The 13,491-nt window shown below is 71.4% G+C and carries 14 protein-coding genes; 12 read left to right on the plus strand and 2 right to left on the minus strand.

Annotation, left to right across the window (positions count from 1 at the left end):
• Positions 1–16: 16 nt before the first annotated feature.
• Positions 17–937 carry a YihY/virulence factor BrkB family protein gene (locus RAN62_RS13940; RefSeq protein ID WP_305785014.1) on the plus strand — a complete coding sequence of 307 codons (921 nt, stop codon included), beginning with the start codon at positions 17–19 and terminating at the stop codon, positions 935–937.
• An 8-nt stretch (positions 938–945) separates the two neighbouring features.
• Positions 946–1,332 (plus strand): hypothetical protein, encoded by a 387-nt coding sequence (locus RAN62_RS13945; protein WP_305785015.1) that lies wholly within the window; start codon positions 946–948, stop codon positions 1,330–1,332.
• Here the strand turns inward: RAN62_RS13945 and RAN62_RS13950 are convergent.
• The gene (locus tag RAN62_RS13950) at positions 1,329–1,916 is read right to left on the minus strand and encodes a TetR/AcrR family transcriptional regulator (protein ID WP_305785016.1); all 588 of its coding nucleotides are present in this window, start codon (positions 1,914–1,916) and stop codon (positions 1,329–1,331) included. The two genes, RAN62_RS13945 and RAN62_RS13950, sit on opposite strands and share 4 nt — an antisense overlap.
• A 98-nt stretch (positions 1,917–2,014) precedes the next feature.
• On the opposite strand from RAN62_RS13950, the gene RAN62_RS13955 reads away from it, so the two are divergent.
• From RAN62_RS13955 to RAN62_RS13995, 9 genes are all read left to right on the plus strand, one after another.
• On the plus strand, positions 2,015–3,007 hold the full coding sequence (locus tag RAN62_RS13955; protein ID WP_305785017.1) for a hypothetical protein: 993 nt from the start codon (positions 2,015–2,017) through the stop codon (positions 3,005–3,007).
• Positions 3,008–3,027: 20 nt separating this feature from the next.
• Positions 3,028–3,306: an SCO4848 family membrane protein gene (locus tag RAN62_RS13960; RefSeq protein WP_305785296.1), complete on the plus strand. Its 279-nt coding sequence runs from the start codon at positions 3,028–3,030 to the stop codon at positions 3,304–3,306.
• A 193-nt stretch (positions 3,307–3,499) separates the two neighbouring features.
• Complete coding sequence (locus RAN62_RS13965; RefSeq protein ID WP_305785018.1) at positions 3,500–4,594, plus strand: BMP family lipoprotein; 1,095 nt, start codon at positions 3,500–3,502, stop codon at positions 4,592–4,594.
• A 181-nt stretch (positions 4,595–4,775) separates the two neighbouring features.
• Positions 4,776–6,293: an ABC transporter ATP-binding protein gene (locus tag RAN62_RS13970; RefSeq protein ID WP_369077167.1), complete on the plus strand. Its 1,518-nt coding sequence runs from the start codon at positions 4,776–4,778 to the stop codon at positions 6,291–6,293.
• On the plus strand, positions 6,290–7,549 hold the full coding sequence (locus RAN62_RS13975; RefSeq protein WP_438874501.1) for an ABC transporter permease: 1,260 nt from the start codon (positions 6,290–6,292) through the stop codon (positions 7,547–7,549). Before RAN62_RS13970 ends, RAN62_RS13975 begins: the two co-directional genes overlap by 4 nt.
• A 5-nt stretch (positions 7,550–7,554) precedes the next feature.
• Positions 7,555–8,820, plus strand: a complete 1,266-nt coding sequence (locus RAN62_RS13980; protein WP_305785019.1) for an ABC transporter permease — start codon at positions 7,555–7,557, stop codon at positions 8,818–8,820.
• Positions 8,821–8,838: 18 nt separating this feature from the next.
• Entirely contained in the window at positions 8,839–9,549 is a 711-nt protein-coding gene (locus RAN62_RS13985; protein ID WP_305785020.1) for a cytidine deaminase, read from the plus strand.
• A complete protein-coding gene (locus RAN62_RS13990) occupies positions 9,546–10,826 on the plus strand; it encodes a thymidine phosphorylase (RefSeq protein ID WP_305785021.1) in 1,281 nt (426 codons plus the stop codon). Before RAN62_RS13985 ends, RAN62_RS13990 begins: the two co-directional genes overlap by 4 nt.
• Positions 10,827–10,832: 6 nt before the next feature.
• Positions 10,833–11,510 (plus strand): DUF4272 domain-containing protein, encoded by a 678-nt coding sequence (locus RAN62_RS13995; RefSeq protein ID WP_305785022.1) that lies wholly within the window; start codon positions 10,833–10,835, stop codon positions 11,508–11,510.
• On the opposite strand, the gene RAN62_RS14000 is transcribed toward RAN62_RS13995, so the two are convergent.
• Entirely contained in the window at positions 11,507–12,307 is an 801-nt protein-coding gene (locus RAN62_RS14000) for a putative RNA methyltransferase (RefSeq protein WP_305785023.1), read from the minus strand. The genes RAN62_RS13995 and RAN62_RS14000 overlap by 4 nt on opposite strands.
• 26 nt (positions 12,308–12,333) lie before the next feature.
• Between RAN62_RS14000 and RAN62_RS14005 the strand changes: the two genes are divergently transcribed.
• A complete protein-coding gene (locus RAN62_RS14005; RefSeq protein WP_305785024.1) occupies positions 12,334–13,401 on the plus strand; it encodes an adenosine deaminase in 1,068 nt (355 codons plus the stop codon).
• Positions 13,402–13,491 lie beyond the last annotated feature (90 nt).

Raw genomic sequence — 13,491 nt, forward strand, 5'->3', positions numbered from 1 at the left:
CGGTACGGTCGGGCGCGTGAACGCCATCGACCGGGCGTACGCGGCGGTCGAGCAGCGCATCCTCGCTCTGCGGCACCGCTCGCCGTACTTCGACCACTTCGCGCGGGCCGTCCTGCGCTACGACGAGGTGCTCGGCGGGCGGCTCGCCGCGGCGATCGCCTACTACGGGTTCTTCGCGGTCTTCGCGCTGGCGCTGATCGGCTACTCGGTCTTCGGCTTCCTGATCGACTCCAACGTCGGGCTCTTCGACATCGTGCAGCGCTTCCTGCGCGAGAACCTGCCGTTCCTCGACATCCAGGCCATCCTCGACAGCGGCAAGACCGTCGGCATCGTGGGCCTGGTCGGCCTGGTCTTCACCGGCATCGGCTGGATCGAGGCGATCCGCTCGTCGCAGCGGCTGATCTGGCGGCTCAACGAGCAGCCCGGCTACATCGGCGTCCGGCAGGCCGTCGACCTGCTGGTGCTGGTCGGCATCCTGCTGCTGCTCATCGTCTCGGTGGGCGCGGTCTACGGGCTGGAGACGCTGCTGACCTGGGTGGCCGACGGCCGGGCGGGCACGGTGCTGTCGGTGATCAGCACGCTGCTCACCCTGGGCATCGACATGCTGCTGGCGGCGGCGTTGCTGGCCGCGGTGCCCCGGCTGCGGATGACCGTACGCCGCATGGCGCCCCCGGTCCTGCAGGTCGGCATCGGCATCTACCTGCTCAACACGGTCGGCAAGTCCTTCGTCGGCCTGATCCAGCGCAACCCGGCGTACGGTCTGGTGGCCAGCGCCGTCGGCGTGCTGGTCTACCTGTACGTCTTCAACCAGTTGCTGCTCTTCGGGGCGTCGTGGGCAGCGACCAGTCCGCACGGTCGCGTGGTCGACCTCTCGGCGGACGATAAAACTGCCCCGGTGGGACAAAATACCTGGATTCGGCACAACCGCCCGGAATGATGAGGCCCGTGGGCACACTCGTGACGCTGCACCTGCCGCCGGACTCACCGGTGGCGCACCTGCCGTGGATCATCACCATCGGCGCGCTGAACGACGACGAGGAGTGGGAGCCGCTGGTCTGCGGCCCCTACGAGCGCCCGCACGCGCTCGCCCTCGCGCAGGCCGTCGTCGCGGACGAGGAGCTGATGGCCGTCGTCGAGCCGCTGCTGCCGCTCGCCGACGCCGAGGCCATCCGCAAGGAGGTGGCGCTGGCCAAGACCGGGCAGCCCGACGATCTCGAGGCGGAGAGCTTCGGCGACGAGGAGCCCCGGCACACCACGCCCGGCCGGCCGCCGTCGGAGGCCGAGGTCCGCGAGGGCTTCGCCCGCATCGCCGCCCAGCTGTCCGGCGGCTAACGAGCGAGCAGCGCGTGGAGTCCGGCGAGGTAGGTGGCCTTGTCCGGCGTGCCGATGAGCGTGCGTTGCAGGGCGAATCCGGGCAGTGAGCCGAACAGTACGGACGCGACCGCCTCGGGATCGGTGCCCGCCGGCAGCTCACCGCGCTCGACGGCGCGCCGGGCGACGGCCACGAAAGGCGTGCGCATCTCGCCGTAGCGCGCCTTGACGATCTCGGCGATGGCCGGGTCGCGCATGGCCTCGCCCCAGACCTGGATGCCCAGCGGGAACATGCCGCCCGGGCCGACCTGCGCCTCGACCAGATCGAGGGCCTGGCTCATGGCATCCAGCAGACCCAGCTCCGGGTCCTCCGACACCTGGGTGAGGCCGGTGGTGATGCCGCCGGTGAACGTCTGCGAGATCGCGTTGATGATCTCCGTCTTCGACTTGAAGTAGCGGTAGACCGCGCCGACCGAGAGCCCCGCCTCCTGGATCAGGTCCTGCATCGACGTGTTGTGGATCCCGTTGCGCAGGAAGCAGGTGCGGGCCGCGGCGAGGATCTGCTCGCGGCGGGCGTTCATGTGGTCCTCGGAGACGCGGGGCATGCGCCAACTTTAAAACGAACGCTCGTTCGTTGACAGCGGGCGACGCCGGGGCGCATGCTCTCCGCAAGAGAACGAGCGTTCGTTTTAAGGAGATCGCCATGTCCGCCACCCGACGGCCGGTCACGCTGGCCGTGCTGCTCGCTGTCGCCGTCGTCGCCGTGCAAGCCCTGCTGGTGCCCCTGTTCGCCGGCCCGGCCACCCATCTCGCCCCGCGTGACCTGCCGCTCGCCGTCGCCGGTCCGCAGCCCGCCGCCGGACAGCTCGCCGCGCGCCTCGAGGCGGCCCGGCCCGGCGCCTTCGACATCAGGATCGTGCCGGACGGCGACGCCGCGCTGCGCGATCACGAGGTGTACGGGTCGATCGTCCTCGGCGCGGCCGGCCCGGAGATGCACATCGCATCCGCCGCCAGTCCCGCCGTGGCGACGCTGCTCACCCAGGCGGCGGCCGAGCTCGCGCCCGGGCGGCCGGTCACCGACGTGGTGCCGACCATGGCCGCCGACCCCCGGGGTGCCGGCTTCGGCGCGGCGTTCCTGCCCCTGGCGATGACGAGCCTGGTCGCCGGGCTGCTCGCCTTCCTGCTCGTCCGGCGGCGGGCGGCGCGGTTGCTGGCGGTCACCCTCTTCGCGACCGGCGCGGGCCTGGCCGGTGCCGCGGTGCAGCAGTTCTGGCTCGACGTCCTGCCCGGCAACTACTTCGCGGTCGCCGGGGGACTCGCGTTGTTCGCGCTGGCCGTCGCGGCCACGGTGTGCGGGCTCGGTGCGGTGGCCGATCGCCCCGGCGCCGCCCTCGCCGCGGTCACGATCTTCCTGATCGGCAACCCGCTGTCCGGGGTGACGGCGGCTCCCGAGTTGCTGCCTCAGCCGTGGGGCGCGGTCGGGCAGTACCTGCCGATCGGTGCGGGGTCGAGCGTCGTGCGGGCGGTCGCGTACTTCGACGGGGCGGGGGCCGGCCTGGCCTTCGCGGTGCTGGGGGCGTACGCCCTCGGTGGTCTGCTGCTCGTCGCGGCCGGGCGCCGCGGCACGGACCTGGCCTCGCGGGGCCTCGCGGGCAAGACGCCGGAGGCGACGCCGCAGCCGGTGCCGGCGGCCTGACGGCGCATACTTCAGCGGTGATGCTCTCCCGGCGGTGGTCCGCCTTCCTGATCGCGGTCGGCGTGTGGACCTGGCTCATCTGGCCCCGCTTCGGCCTGGCGATCTGGCGCGACGAGCGGTCGTTCACCGACGGATCGCCGACCGCGTTCCTGACGATCCACGCGCTCCTCATCGGGGCGTCGCTGATCATCGGGACCGTGGTCGGCGTGCTCGGTGTCCGCGGCTGGCGAGCGGCCCGGCCCCGCCCGCGCGTCACCGACGATTCGTCGGTCGTTGGGGCCGGTGCGCCGAAAGATTAACGGCGTGTTACGCGAAAAACGGACGATTTGGTGCCTTCTGCAACGCCGGACAGTCCGGATCGGACCGGCGATTGCGGACAGGTAACGGTGCGCCAACAGTACGGCCGGATTTCCTGCCGTCGCCCTGGCCTGCGGCTACGCTCCCGTCCTGTGACGCACCGCGAGCGGCGGTGCGCTGTGGAAGGAGGGCGTGTTGCGCCCAGTACGTGCCAAGCGAATCGTTGCGATTCTCGCGGCGGGTGGGCTGACGCTCGCCGCCGCGGCCTGTGGCGACGCCCCTGAGGACTCCCCGTCCGGTTCCGGCGCGAGCGCCGCCGCGGCCTACAAGGCCTGCATGGTCACCGACACCGGCGGCATCGACGACCGGTCCTTCAACGCCTCGGCGTGGGCCGGCCTGCAGGCCGCCAAGGAGTCGGCGAGCAACGTCGACCCCAAGTACGTCGCGTCGACCGCCGAGGCCGACTACGAGCCCAACCTGCGCCAGTTCGTGACGCAGAAGTGCAACTTCATCCTCTCGGTCGGCGGCCTCATGGGCGACGCCACCAAGAAGGTCGCCACGGAGAACGCCAACCAGCAGTTCGGCATCGTGGACAGCGCCATCGCGGACGCCAAGAACGTCTACCCGATGCAGTTCCGCACCGACCAGGCCGCGTTCCTCGCCGGCTACCTCGCCGCGGGTTACTCGAAGTCGGGCAAGGTCGCGACCTACGGCGGTCTGAAGATCCCGCCGGTCACCGTCTTCATGGACGGCTTCGCCGACGGCGTGGCGTACTTCAACCAGCAGAAGAGCAAGAGCGTCCAGGTGCTCGGCTGGGACAAGGCCAAGCAGAACGGCACCTTCGCCGAGAACTTCGGCGACCAGAACAAGGGCAAGGCGATCACCAACACGTTCGTCGCCCAGGGCGCCGACGTGATCATGCCGGTCGCCGGCGGCACCGGCCTGGGCACCGCGGACGTCGCCAAGGCGTCCGGCGGCAAGACCACGGTCATCTGGGTCGACCAGGACGGCTGCAAGAGCGCCGAGCAGTACTGCGACGTGTTCCTGACCACCGTCGTCAAGAACATCAACGAGGCCGTCAAGGAGGCCGTGGCGCAGGGCGCGCAGGGCCAGGCCCTCAACGCGACCCCGGGCTACCTGGGCGACCTGAAGAACGACGGGGTCGGCCTCGCGCCGTACAACCAGTTCGACAGCAAGGTCGACGCGACCCTCAAGTCCGAGGTCGAGAAGCTCAAGGCCGACATCATCGCGGGCACCGTGAAGGTCGAGTCGCCCAACGCGCCCAAGTGACGCTGCTCCACCAGTAGTTCCCGCCGCCGTGCGGGTCGCGGGAGGCACATCCTCCCCGACCTGCGCGGCGGCTCTGCTCCGGCTGTTATAACGTCCCTCGCGTTACGCATCGGCACCTCGCCCCCAGGAGATCCCGCTGAGACTCGAGCTGCGTGGCATCACCAAGCGCTTCGGCGACCTGGTGGCCAACGACCACATCGACCTGACCGTCGAGCCCGGCGAGGTCCACGCCCTCCTCGGCGAGAACGGTGCCGGCAAGTCCACCCTGATGAACCAGCTCTACGGCCTGCTGCAGCCGGACGAGGGCGAGATCCTGGTCGACGGCGAGGCGCGGACCTTCCGCAGCCCCCGTGACGCCATCGCCGCCGGCATCGGCATGGTCCACCAGCACTTCATGCTGGTCCCCGTCTTCACCGTGGCGGAGAACATCGCGCTCGGCTCCGAACGGACCCGCCTCGGCTTCCTCGACCGGCGCCGGGCCCGCCGCGAGGTGCTCGAGGTCTCCGAGCGCTACGGCCTGCCCTGCGACCCCGACGCCCTGGTCGAGAACCTCCCCGTCGGCGCCCAGCAGCGGGTCGAGATCGTCAAGGCCCTCACCCGCGACGTCGACCTGCTCATCCTCGACGAGCCGACGGCGGTGCTCACCCCGCAGGAGACCGAGGAGCTGCTCACGGTCATGCGCGGGCTCTGCGCGGCCGGCAAGTCGATCGTCTTCATCACCCACAAGCTCAAAGAGGTCAAGGCCATCGCCGACCGGATCACCGTGATCCGGCGCGGGCAGACCGTCGGCACGGCCACCCCGGACACCCCCGAGGACGAGCTCGCGGCCCTCATGGTCGGCCGGGCGGTCTCGCTCGAGGTGGCCAAGGAGCCCGCCGAGCCCGGCCGCGAGGTGCTCAGCATCACCGGCCTGGTCGTGGACGACGACCGGGGCGTGCGCGCCGTCGACGGCGTCGACCTGACCGTACGGGCCGGCGAGGTGCTCGGCATCGCGGGCGTCCAGGGCAACGGGCAGACCGAGCTCGTCGAGGCGGTCATGGGGCTGCGCCCGGTGCGCACCGGGTCGATCCAGGTCGACAACGAGGACCTCACCGCCATGAGCACCAAGCAGATCCTGCGCTCCGGCGTCGGCTACGTGCCCGAGGACCGCAGCCTCGACGGGGTGGTCAAGGAGTTCACCGTCGCGGAGAACCTGGTGCTCGACCAGTACGACCGGGAGCCGTACGGGAACGCCCTGCGCCTGGACTCGGCAGCGGTCGGCACCAAGGCGCGCGAGCTGGTCGACGAGTTCGACATCCGCGCCTCGTCGACGGGCACCGCGGTCGGCACGCTCTCCGGCGGCAACCAGCAGAAGGTCGTCGTGGCCCGGGAGATGTCGCGGCCGCTGCGGCTCTTCATCGCCAGCCAGCCGACCCGCGGCGTGGACGTCGGCTCGATCGAGTTCATCCACGGCCGCATCGTGCGCGAGCGGGACGTGGGCACCGCGGTGCTGGTGGTCTCGAGCGAGCTGGACGAGGTCGTGGGGCTCGCCGACCGGATCGCCGTGATGTACCGCGGCAAGGTGCTGGCGATCGTGCCGCCGGACACTCCGCGCGACAAGCTCGGCCTGCTGATGGCCGGGATCACCGGCGACGCGCCGGCCGCGCCGGTTTTCGAGGCCGGCGATTCGCCCGCTTCCGCTGATGAGGGGACAGAGTGACCACCGAGGAAAAGGCCGCGCCCCCGGCGGAGGAGAAGCGCGAGGATTCCTTCCTCAGCCACTTCCTGCACAACCTGTGGGCGGCGAACACGGTCACCGTGACGGTGCTGTCGATCGTGCTGGCCATGATCATCGGTGCGGTGCTGATCATCGTCTCCGACGAGAACGTGCTCAACACGTTCAGCTACTTCACCGCCCGGCCCAGTGACGCGCTCACCGCCAGCTGGGACATCGTCAGCAACGCGTACGCCGATCTCTTCAAGGGTGCGATCCTCGACCCGGCGGCGATCTCCGCGGCGGCGGACGGCAGCGGCACCTGGAAGCAGGTGTTCTTCCCGATCTCCGAGACCCTGACGTACGCGGCCCCGCTCGTCTTCACCGGCCTGTCGGTGGCCCTGGCGTTCCGCGGCGGCCTGTTCAACATCGGCGGCCAGGGTCAGGCGATCATGGGCACGGTCCTGGCGGGCGTGGCGGGCTTCGCGCTGCCGCTGCCCCCGGTCATCCACCTGATCGCCGCGCTGCTGGCCGGCGCGATCGGCGGGGCGCTCTGGGGCTTCGTGCCGGGCATCCTCAAGGCCCGGACCGGCGCCCACGAGGTCATCGTCTGCATCATGCTCAACTACACGGCCAACCTCTTCCTGGGCTGGCTGATCCTGCAGAAGGGCGTGCAGCAGGAGGGCCGCTCCGACGCGATCAGCGAGACGGTGAAGGGCTCGGCCCAGCTCCCGTCGTTCGGCGGCGAGCTGCGGGCCAACCTCGGCATCGTGCTTGCCGTCCTGGCCACGGCCGGGGTCGCGTGGCTGCTGAACCGCTCGGCCTTCGGCTTCGAGCTGCGGGCGGTGGGCGCCAACTCGCACGCCGCGCGGACGGCGGGCATCAGCGTCGCCAAGACGTACACCCTGCTCATGGTCGTGGCCGGCGCCCTGGCCGGCCTGGGCGGCGCGACGCAGGTGCTGGGCACCGCCTATGCGCTGACCCCGGCGGTCGCGGGCAACATCGGCTTCGACGGCCTGCTCGTCGCGCTGCTCGGCCGCAACCGGCCGTGGGGCACGCTGTGGGCGGCGCTGCTCTTCGGCGCGCTGCGCGCGGGCGGTAACCGCATGCAGTCCTTCTCCGGCATCTCGCTGGAGCTGGTGACCGTGCTCCAGGCCCTCATCGTCATCTTCATCGCCGCCCCCGCGCTGGTGAAGGCCATCTTCCACCTCCGCGCCGCCCGTGCCGCGCGGCTCGGAACCTCGATCGCGAAGGGCTGGTGACCGGGGTGTCCACCGCAACCGTGGAACGGCCGGAGACCTCGGCCGCGGCCCCGTTCTGGGACCGGCAGCGCCGGCTGGGCGTCGGCGTGGTCGTCATCGGCCTGCTCGCCGTCGTGCTCTTCGGGGCGCTCGCGCCGTCGGAGACCGCCCGCTTCACCCTGAGCGACGACGCCGAGGGCGCCGCGTTCAGCATCAACGGTCAGCTCGGCGCGATCCTCTTCGGCGTGATCGCGCTGGCCGCCGGCGGGGTGCTGCTGGCCGGCCTGTGGCGCCGCTTCCAGACGAGCATGCTGTCGCTAGGCATCCTCGCCTTCGTGCTGTCCTTCCTGTGCTGGCAGGTGGCGGGCAAGTTCCTGCCGCTCGTCGACACCGTCAGCGGCACGCTCGAGCTGGCCGTGCCGCTGATCCTGGGCGCCCTCGCGGGCGTCCTGGGCGAGCGCTCCGGCGTGATCAACGTGGCCATCGAGGGCCAGTTCCTCATGGGCGCCTTCTTCGCGGCGCTGGTCGGCACGATGGCCACCAGCGTGTGGGCCGGCCTGTTCAGCGCGGCCGTGGGCGGCGTGATCATCGCGGGCATCCTCGCCGTGCTGGCCATCCGCTACCTGGTCGACCAGACCGTCGTCGGCATCGTGCTCAACCTGCTGGCGCTGGGCGTGACCGGCTTCCTCTACGAGCGGCTCATGCAGCCGAACGCCCAGTCCTACAACCAGCCGCCCAAGATGCCCGAGTGGCGCATCCCCGGCCTGGCCGACATCCCGGTCGTCGGCCCGGTCCTCTTCGACACCAACCTGCTGGTGTGGCTCGCGCTGATCCTGGTCTTCGTCGTGCACTTCGCCCTGACCCGGACCCGCTGGGGCCTGCGCACCCGCGCGGTCGGCGAGCACCCCACGGCGGCGGACACGGTCGGCATCCGGGTGCGCGGCCTGCGCTACCTGAACGTGCTGCTCGGCGGGCTCATCGCGGGCGCGGGCGGTGCCTACTTCACGCTCGTGGCCACGGGCAGCTTCAACAAGAACATGACGGCCGGCGCCGGCTTCATCGCCCTGGCCGCCCTCATCTTCGGCCGGTGGACACCCTTCGGGGCGTTGGGCGCGGCGCTCTTCTTCGGCTTCGCGCAGAAGCTGGCGACCTATCTGAGCGCGGTCGGCAGCCCGGTGCCGAGCCAGTTCCTCAACATGCTGCCCTATCTGGCGACGATCGTGGCGGTCGCCGGGCTCGTCGGGCGGGTGCGGGCGCCGGCCGCCGACGGCCAGCCCTACGTGAAGAGCTGACCTGGCAGAATCGGCGTCATGGAGATCGACTGGGGAGCATTGCGGGCCGCGGCCGTCGAGGCGATGCGGCATGCGTACGCGCCCTACTCCGACTTTCCCGTGGGAGTCGCCGCCCTGGTGGACGACGGCCGCGTGATCGTCGGGTGCAACGTGGAGAACGCGTCGTACGGTGTCGGCCTCTGCGCCGAGTGCGGGCTGGTCAGCTCGCTGCACGCCACGGGGGGCGGGCGGCTGGTGGCGATGTCGTGCGTCGACGCCAACGGCCAGCCGCTGATGCCGTGCGGGCGCTGCCGGCAGCTGCTCTACGAGCACGGGGGCAAGGACATGCTCGTCGAGGCGCTGCCCCGGCCGCTGACGATGGCCGAGCTGCTGCCACACGCCTTCGGGCCGGACGACCTGGAGAAGGTCAACGGGCCGGCGGCGGTGCCGGACGTGCCGGTGCAGCTGGCCAAGTGGCGCGGGCGCGGGACGGTGTTCGTGCACCCGGACCTCTCCGGCGGCGCGCAGGTCTGGACCGGCTACTGGGAGCGGTCCGGCGGCAGCCCCGAGGAGAGCGACGCCGAGAAGGGCGTCCTCGAGGAGGGCCCGAACTTCGCCAGCGCGGCCGAGGCGGTCACGTGGGGGCGCATCCGGACCTCCCGGATCGTCGTCGTGGACGCCGAGGGTGGCCTGTTCTGGGCCGGCGAGGGCGAGGCACCCGAGGGCATCGGTACGAGGTGGGAAGAGTGAGCGGGGAATTCGCGGCGGTCGACGTCATCCGGGCGAAACGGGACGGGCACGCGCTGTCCGACGCGCAGATCGACTGGGTCGTCGACGCGTACACCCGGGGTGTGGTGGCCGACGAGCAGATGTCGGCGCTGGCCATGGCGATCCTGCTGCGCGGGATGTCGGGCGGCGAGATCGCCCGGTGGACGGCGGCGATGATCGCGAGCGGGGAGCGGCTGGACCTCTCCGCCGTTCCCCGGCCGACCGTGGACAAGCACTCCACGGGTGGCGTCGGTGACAAGATCACGCTGCCGCTGACCCCGCTCGTGGCGGCGTGCGGGGCGGCCGTACCGCAGCTGTCCGGGCGCGGGCTCGGGCACACGGGCGGGACGCTCGACAAGCTGGAGTCGATCCCCGGCTGGCGCGCCCGGCTGAGCAACGAGGAGTTCGTCGGGCAGCTCAGCGACGTGGGCGCGGTGATCTGCGCCGCGGGGGAGGGGCTCGCCCCGGCCGACCGCAAGCTCTACGCCCTGCGCGACGTCACCGGCACGGTCGAGGCCATCCCGCTCATCGCCAGCTCGATCATGAGCAAGAAGATCGCCGAGGGTACGGGCGCCCTGGTCCTCGACGTGAAGGTGGGCACCGGCGCGTTCATGAAGGACGAGGCCGACGCCCGGGAGCTTGCCCGCACGATGGTGGAGCTCGGCAAGGCGCACGGTGTGAAGACCGTCGCCCTGCTCACCGACATGAACACGCCGCTGGGCCTGACGATCGGCAACGCCGTCGAGGTGGCCGAGTCGGTCGAGGTGCTGGCCGGTGGCGGGCCCGCCGACGTGGTGGAGCTCACCGTGGCGCTGGCCCGCGAGATGCTCGACGCGGCCGGGATCGACGCCGATCCGGCGCGGGTGCTCGCGTCCGGCAAGGCCATGGACACCTGGAACGCCATGATCCGGGCGCAGGGCGGCGACCCGGCGGCGGCGCTGCCCGTCGCCCGGGAGACGGAAGTCCTGCGGGCGGCCGAGGACGGTGTCGTCGCCACGGTGGACGCGCTCGGCACCGGACTGGCGGCGTGGCGGCTCGGGGCGGGACGGGCCCGCAAGGAGGACCCGGTGAGCTTCGGCGCGGGCGTGGTGCTGCACAAACGCCCCGGCGACGCGGTGCGGGCGGGGGATGTGCTGCTGGAGTTGCGTACGGACGAGGCCGCCCGGATCCCGGCGGCGCTGGCCGACGCGCGGGCGGCGGTGACCGTGGCGCCGGGCGCGCCCACCCGTGAGCGGCTGCTGATCGACCGCATAGCCTGACCCGTCATGAAGGCCGCCCCCGATCCCCGCGCGGTCCGCGACGCCAGCCTCGACGAGCTGGAGCGACTGGGCCTGCCGTTGCCGCCGCCGAGCTTCCCGCTGGTGTGGGAGCCCGGCGACGGCATCGAGCTGCGGCCCGTGGCGGAGCTGGAGGCGCGGGCGGCGGTGCTGCACGTGGTCGTCGCCTGCTGCTTCGGCTTCCCCACCGAGGCCGCGATGAGCTGGCTGCTCAACTCGAAGATCGTCGACTGGGTCACCCCGCCCGAGTGGCAGTTCGTCGCCGGGGACGTGGGGGACCACCGGTCGTTCGTGCTGCACCACGACGCGGTCTTCGCGCTGGCCTGGCTGCTCGGGCTGAGCCGGCACCTCGACCCCACCGCGCCGCCCGAGCCGCAGATGATGACCCGGATGCCGGACCTGCCGGGCAACGAGCTCTTCAACGACTGGCGGTCCCGGGTGCTGCCGGCGCCCCGGGACGCGGTCGACGCGGCGGTGCTGCTCGACCTCTACTACTGCCTGGACTGGGCGTTCCAGGAGGCGGAGCGGACCGGGGCGCCGCTGCCCGGCGAGGTGGACAGCAATGCCATCGGACAGCGGCGGTGGGCTCTCGAATGGGCAGTGATCTTCACCGGTCCGTACCACGAGGGTCCGCCGGAGTGGGAAGAAGTCGACCTGTCGGTCTAGATCGCCTGATAAACGGTTATTTCCACGGCCGCCGTTGTGGTCAGGCCGGCGATCTCGTCCCGGTGTACGTGCCGGGCGCTCGGCGTCATCCCGACCAGGGTGCGCGCCTCGGCGGCGGTGAGGTCGAGCAGCCGGCGGTGGGTGCTCGTGCTCTTTGTTGCGAAATCGCCGCCGAGCGACCCGGCGACGCGTTCCGCCTTGCCGGGATCGACGCGGATCAGGTCGTGCGCGGCGATCAGCTCGCCCAGATGATCCTGGGCCGGGGTGACCACGATCAATGTCCCGCCCGCGCGCAGCACCCGGCGGAACTCGGGGCCGTTGCGCGGGGCGAAGACATTGAGCACCAGCGCGGCTGACGCGTCGGCGACGGGCCATGGGCGCCACAGGTCGGCGAGCGCCGCGGCGGCCCGGGGATGCGCGCGGGCGGCCCGGCGCAGGGCCGGCTTGGAGACGTCGAGCCCGAGTCCCGTGGTGTTCTCCCACGCGTCGAGGAGCCGGGCGAGATAGTGGCCCGTGCCCGTGCCCGCGTCGAGGATCAGCCCCGCCGGGCGTACCTGGGAGATCAGGGCTTCGGTGATGAAGTCGTAGTGACCCGCGCCCAGGAAGGCCACCCGGTCCGCCACCATCTCGGCCGAGTCGCCGTCGTGCGGGGAGCGGCCGGTGGTGAGGTTCACGTAGCCCTGCCGCGCGATGTCGAAGGAATGCCGCCGGGGGCAGCGCAGGATCGCCGGGTCCGGGCGGGCCAATGTGTCGCCGCACACGGGGCACCGCAAATACGGCAAGGCTCCATCGATCATTCGGTACTTACCTCTAGCATCTGGTGATGGCTGTCATTTCCCACGCCGACATCGTGCAGGCGCCGAAGGCCCTCCTCCACGACCACCTCGACGGCGGGCTGCGGCCGGCCACGATCGTGGAGCTGGCGGAGGCCGTCGGGCACGAGCTGCCCGAGACCGACCCGGCGCGCCTCGGGGAGTGGTTCGTCGCCGCGGCGGACTCCGGGTCGCTGGAACGCTACCTGGAGACCTTCGCGCACACGGTCGCGGTGATGCAGACCGAGGAGGGCCTGCACCGCGTGGCCAAGGAGTGCGCGCTCGACCTGGCCGCCGACGGCGTGGTCTACGCCGAGATCCGGTACGCCCCGGAGCAGCACCTCGAGCGCGGCCTGACCCTCGACGCGGTCGTCGACGCCGTGCACGCGGGCTTCCAGGAGGGATGCGCCGAGGCGGCCGCGGCCGGGCACCGCATCCGGGTCGGCACCCTGCTGACCGCCATGCGGCACGCCGCGCGCTCGCAGGAGATCGCCGAGCTGGCCGTGCGCTATCGGGACACCGGCGTGGTGGGCTTCGACATCGCCGGGGCGGAGGCGGGCTTCCCGCCCACCCGGCACCTCGACGCCTTCGAGTACCTGCAGCGGGAGAACTTCCACTTCACCATCCACGCGGGCGAGGCCTTCGGGCTGCCGTCGATCTGGCAGGCGATCCAGTGGTGCGGGGCGGACCGGCTGGGCCACGGTGTGCGCATCGTGGACGACGTCACCGGCGGGAAGCTGGGCCGGCTGGCGTCCTACGTCCGGGACAAGCGCATCCCCCTGGAGCTGTGCCCCTCCTCCAACGTGCAGACCGGGGCGGCCGAGTCGATCGCGACGCACCCGATCAAGCTGCTGCACGACCTCCGGTTCCGGGTCACGGTCAACACGGACAACCGGCTCATGAGCGGCACTTCCATGTCGCGGGAGATGGCGCTGCTGTCCGAGGCGTTCGGATGGGGCTGGAGTGAGCTGCAGTGGCTCACGATCAATGCGATGAAATCCGCCTTCATCCCGTACGACGAGCGGCTCGCGCTCATCAACGACGTGATCAAGCCGGCGTACGGGAAGTTGGTCCAGTGATGTCCGGATTGACAGGGCATTAGCGACACGGGCGTACTTTCGTCCGGCGAAACTGGCGATTCGGTCAGCCGGATCAGCCGTTCGGTCAGT

Source organism: Symbioplanes lichenis (genome assembly GCF_030709675.1).
GTDB lineage: Bacteria > Actinomycetota > Actinomycetes > Mycobacteriales > Micromonosporaceae > Actinoplanes > Actinoplanes lichenis.

Excerpts from the sequence above, each read along its gene's own strand:
- RAN62_RS13950 (WP_305785016.1), bottom strand. The coding sequence starts at position 1,916 with ATGCCCCGCGTCTCCGAGGACCACATGAACGCCCGCCGCGAGCAGATC.
- RAN62_RS13955 (WP_305785017.1), top strand. The coding sequence starts at position 2,015 with ATGTCCGCCACCCGACGGCCGGTCACGCTGGCCGTGCTGCTCGCTGTC.
- RAN62_RS13960 (WP_305785296.1), top strand. The coding sequence starts at position 3,028 with ATGCTCTCCCGGCGGTGGTCCGCCTTCCTGATCGCGGTCGGCGTGTGG.
- RAN62_RS13985 (WP_305785020.1), top strand. The coding sequence starts at position 8,839 with ATGGAGATCGACTGGGGAGCATTGCGGGCCGCGGCCGTCGAGGCGATG.
- RAN62_RS13995 (WP_305785022.1), top strand. The coding sequence starts at position 10,833 with ATGAAGGCCGCCCCCGATCCCCGCGCGGTCCGCGACGCCAGCCTCGAC.
- RAN62_RS14000 (WP_305785023.1), bottom strand. The coding sequence starts at position 12,307 with ATGATCGATGGAGCCTTGCCGTATTTGCGGTGCCCCGTGTGCGGCGAC.
- RAN62_RS14005 (WP_305785024.1), top strand. The coding sequence starts at position 12,334 with ATGGCTGTCATTTCCCACGCCGACATCGTGCAGGCGCCGAAGGCCCTC.